This is a genomic window from Corallococcus sp. CA041A (genome assembly GCF_003612075.1).
GTDB lineage: Bacteria > Myxococcota > Myxococcia > Myxococcales > Myxococcaceae > Corallococcus > Corallococcus exiguus.
Genome location: NZ_RAWF01000449.1, coordinates 1 through 3,932, shown reverse-complemented (window position 1 = coordinate 3,932; position 3,932 = coordinate 1). Strand labels below are relative to the sequence as shown.

Here is a 3,932-nt window from a genome sequence, read left to right as displayed (position 1 = left end):
GGGCGGCGGGGTTCACGGACGCGGCCGGGCGGCGCTCGGGGGCCCGGAAGCCCAGGCCCACGGACGGCAGGAAGGTCATCCCGCCCAGGTCCCGCTTCTGCCCGAAGACGTGGGGGTTGCAGAAGACGTAGCCCCCGGTGAGCTCCGCGTAGAAGTGCACGTACTTGTAGCCGACCGCGAAGCCCACCGTGGAGCCCACGAAGTGGCTGTTCACCACGGACGGCAGGCTCGCGTCGAAGCCCGTCACCGGCTTGCCCTGCTGGGAGAAGTCCACCAGTTGGGCGTCCAACCGGGTGTGGCTGAAGACGTACTTGGGGGCGCCGTAGAGCTTGAACACGTCGCCGTACTCGGCGCTCAGGTACAGCGGCACCTCCACGTCGGTCCGGCTGAAGTCCCCCAGCTGGACGACCTCCAGGACGTCCATCACCGCCCCGGAGAACAGGTACTTGGACACCCCCAGTCCCAGCGCCAGGTCATAGGAGCGGCGAGGCCCCGGCCCGCCGTGGGCCAGGCGCACCTTGCCGTCGAAGCGCAGCGCGTTGCCGTTGTAACGCCCTCCCACGTCGAAGCCGTCCAGCAGCCCCACCCGCACCATCAGCTCCGGGTTCACCCCCGGCGGGGCCACCGCCAGGGCCAGGCCCGCCGTCAGCAGGCGCTGCTGGTCCTCCTCCGTGAGGTTGTAGGGCCGGTCCTCCTCGATGGCCCGCTTCGCCTCGAGCCCCTGGTCGATGCCCACGTCCACCACCGACGCCAGCGTCCCCACCGGGACGAACACGCCCATGCTGCCCGTCACCTGGACCTGCCCGGGAGAGAGCGTCTTCGCGGTCTGCATGGTGGACAACGGGGTCGCGCACCCGGCGGAGAGCCCAGCGAGCCCCAGCAGGAGCAGAACGGGAAGGTTTCTCATGGGGTTGCAGGTTAAGCCCATTTCCAGCGCGAACGCTTCAATCCGGGCGGTCACGTGGTAAGGGGGCATCGTGCGAATCAAGCAAAAACCCGAGGACTTCTCCGTGAAGGAGTCCTACCGCTTCGACGAAGTCGCCAGCGGAAAGCATCGCGTCTACCTGATGGACAAGCAGAAGCTGTCCACCTTTGACGCAGTCAACCGAATCCGTGACGCGTTCGGCCTCAAGCCCGGCGCCATCAGCTATTGCGGCCTGAAGGACAAGCAGGGCCGCACCGAGCAGATCATCGCCGTGGACAGCGCTGACGTGGACATGCAGGAGCCCGATCTGCGCCTGAAGTTCCTGGGCCGGACGGACAAGCCGCTGTCCGCGAGGAACATCACCTCCAACCGCTTCTCCGTCACCGTGCGTGCCCTCACGCGTGACTCGCTTGCGCCGCTGAACCTGGCCGCCGCGGAGGTAAACCGGCTGGGCGTGGTGAACTACTTCGACAGCCAGCGCTTCGGCGCGCTCAAGCACGGCCAGGGCTTCATCGCCAAGGACCTCATCCGGGGCGACTTCGAGGCCGCGCTGCACAACTACTTCGCCCGCCCCTCGGACCTGGACCGCACCGAGGACGCCAAGGTGAAGGGCTTCTGGCGCGACAACTGGGGCAAGTGGGACGCGCGCGTGCCCTTCGAGGGCGCGAAGAAGTACCACCGCATCCTGCGCTCCCTGCGTGAACACCCGGGCGACTGGCTCCGCGCGTTCCTGCAGATCGACTCGGACTACCGGGCGATGATCCTCTTCGAATACCAGAGCTTCCTCTGGAACGAGGGCGTCCGCCGCTACCTCCAGCTGATGCTGCCGCGCGAAGCCATGTTCCCCATGCGCTACCAGGCCGGCACGCTGCTGCACTTCCGGGACGCGACCCCGGACGTGCTGCACACGCTGCGCGAGAAGACCTTCCCGCTCGTGGGGCCGGACTCCACCTTCGAGGATCCGAAGGTGGCGGAGGCCATGGCGTGGGTGCTGGGCAAGGAGAAGCTCAAGCTCCCCGACCTGCGCATCAAGGGCGCGGAGCGGATGCTCTACTTCAAGGGTGAGGAGCGCCCGCTGGTGATGTTCCCGCACAAGCTCGTCGTGGGCCGCACGCAGAACGACGACGTGAACCGCGGCGACATCAAGGTCAACGTGGCCTTCACGCTGCCCCCGGGCGCGTACGCCACGCTGGTCATCAAGCGCCTGTTCCACTTCGAGTACACGGAGGACTCGAAGGAGGACATCCGCACCTCGCAGCGCCCGCGGCTCGTCACCACCGAGCGCGACGAGGTCCGGGTGGAAGAGGCCCGGAGTGTCGCGCGTGCCTCGGAAGGACCTTCCCGCCACCGCACCCTGGCGGACCGGGCCACCCCGCGCACCACGCGTCCGGCCACGTCCGAGCGTCCGGCCACGTCCGAGCGCCCCGCCCGTCCGGGCACCTCCCGTCGCGACGACCGGGCCGCACCGCCCGCGAAGGACGCCCGTCCCCCCAGCCGCATCGGCCGTCCTGCCCGCAAGCCCCGCGAGGAGCTGCCGGACCTGGATGAGGTCAAAGCCGCCCCCTCGCCTGCTCCCGAGCCGGAGATTCCGTTGGGCTTCCGGGCGAAGCAGAAGCAGCGCAAGCAGGTGAAGGCCGAAAGCCGGGCGGAAAAGGCCGAAAAGCAGCGCCTTGCCGCCGCCAAGTCCGCGAAAAAACAGAAGCGGAAGTGATGATCGAGGGCGGCGCAATGGCCTTTGGCCGCGCCCGTAGTCCAGGGTGTGAACGCTCTTGCCCTCGACTCGCTCCCCATGGCCATCGGAATGCTGATGGCTGAGGACGCCGCCCCGCTCCCCTGGAAGGCGGACGTGCAGGCCGCCCGCAAGGGGGACCCGTCCGCTTTCGAAGCGCTCGTTCGCAGCGTGCAGCGCCCGGTGTACGGCCTGGCGCTGCGCCTCTTGCAGAGCGACGCGGAGGCCGCCGAGGTCGCGCAGGAGGCCCTTCTCCGCGCGTACCAGAACCTCCACCGGTACGACGACTCGCGCCCGTTCGATCTCTGGGTGCTCGCCATCACCCGCAACCTCTGCCTGGACCTGCTCCGCCGCCGCACCAAGGTGCGCACGGAGGAGCTGGAGCCCATGAAGGAGGTGCTCCCCAGCAACGACGTGTCCCAGGAGGACGGGGCCATCGCGCGCGAGGAGCGGCAGTCACTGGAGGCCGCCATGGAGACGCTCTCCGTGGACGACCGTGAAGTGCTGGCCCTCTATTACGTCCAGAAGCGCACCACGAAGGAGATCGCGCAGATCATGGGCTGCGCGCCCGGGACCATCATGGCCCGCCTGTTCCGAGCCCGTGAAAAGCTGCGCAAGAAGATGGCGCCCGCCGAGGAGGAGACGCGATGAGCCCCACCCCCTGCCCTGATCTGGAGGTCCTCTTCGCGGAGCTGGAGGCCGGTGAGGGTCCCGCCCTGGATCACGCCGCGGAGTGCGAGGCGTGCGCGGCCCTGATGGAGGACCACCGCCTGCTGGAGAACGACTTGTTCCGGCTGGCGGATCCGCTCCCGCCCCCGTCGCTGGTCGTGAACGTGATGGCCCGCGTCGCGGAGAGCCCCGTGCCCCAGCGCCGCGAGGTGTGGACGGGCCTGGCCATCCTGCTCACGTCCCTGGGCGTGGGTCTGGGCTTCCTGTTCACCAATGACAGGGCGCTCGGCCGCATGGGCACCGCGTTCGCGTCCAGCGTGCGTGACAGCCGTGCGTTCGTGGAAGGCCTGTTCAGCGGTGCGCACGCCCTGTGGAGCACCGCGGGGCTGGCGGTGGCCTGCATCGTCGCCTTCGTCGTGTTCACGTCGCTGTTCGGCCTGAAGCGCCTGGCCGGCTCCCCTCCTCCGTCCCTCTCCGAAGCCTGAGCGTGACCATGAAGATCCTCCCCCGCCTGTTGCTTCCGACCCTCCTCCTCGGCGCCCCCGTGGCGCTCGCGGAAGGCGCCCTGAGGCTTATCAAGGCTTGGCCCGTCCTCTGGTTGCAGAGCTT

The 3,932-nt window shown here is 68.7% G+C and carries 4 protein-coding genes; 3 read left to right on the top strand and 1 reads right to left on the bottom strand.

What is annotated here, in order from left to right; all coding sequences use genetic code 11:
• On the bottom strand, positions 1 to 907 hold a 907-nt coding region (locus D7V77_RS40755), incomplete at its 3' end, for a hypothetical protein (protein ID WP_120581564.1).
• Positions 908 to 977: 70 nt separating this feature from the next.
• Between D7V77_RS40755 and truD the strand changes: the two genes are divergently transcribed.
• The 3 genes from truD (at position 978) to D7V77_RS40740 (ending at position 3,808) form a co-directional block, all read left to right on the top strand.
• The gene (gene truD, locus D7V77_RS40750; RefSeq protein ID WP_120581563.1) at positions 978 to 2,636 is read left to right on the top strand and encodes a tRNA pseudouridine(13) synthase TruD; all 1,659 of its coding nucleotides are present in this window, start codon (positions 978 to 980) and stop codon (positions 2,634 to 2,636) included.
• A 96-nt stretch (positions 2,637 to 2,732) separates the two neighbouring features.
• On the top strand, positions 2,733 to 3,305 hold the full coding sequence (locus tag D7V77_RS40745; protein ID WP_233597534.1) for an RNA polymerase sigma factor: 573 nt from the start codon (positions 2,733 to 2,735) through the stop codon (positions 3,303 to 3,305).
• Positions 3,302 to 3,808 carry a hypothetical protein gene (locus tag D7V77_RS40740; RefSeq protein WP_120581561.1) on the top strand — a complete coding sequence of 169 codons (507 nt, stop codon included), beginning with the start codon at positions 3,302 to 3,304 and terminating at the stop codon, positions 3,806 to 3,808. The genes D7V77_RS40745 and D7V77_RS40740 overlap by 4 nt, the downstream gene beginning before the upstream one ends.
• Positions 3,809 to 3,932 lie beyond the last annotated feature (124 nt).

What these genes read in the sequence shown, in the direction of transcription:
- D7V77_RS40745 (WP_233597534.1), top strand. Translation starts at nt 2,733, where the DNA reads ATGGCTGAGGACGCCGCCCCGCTCCCCTGGAAGGCGGACGTGCAGGCC.
- D7V77_RS40740 (WP_120581561.1), top strand. Translation starts at nt 3,302, where the DNA reads ATGAGCCCCACCCCCTGCCCTGATCTGGAGGTCCTCTTCGCGGAGCTG.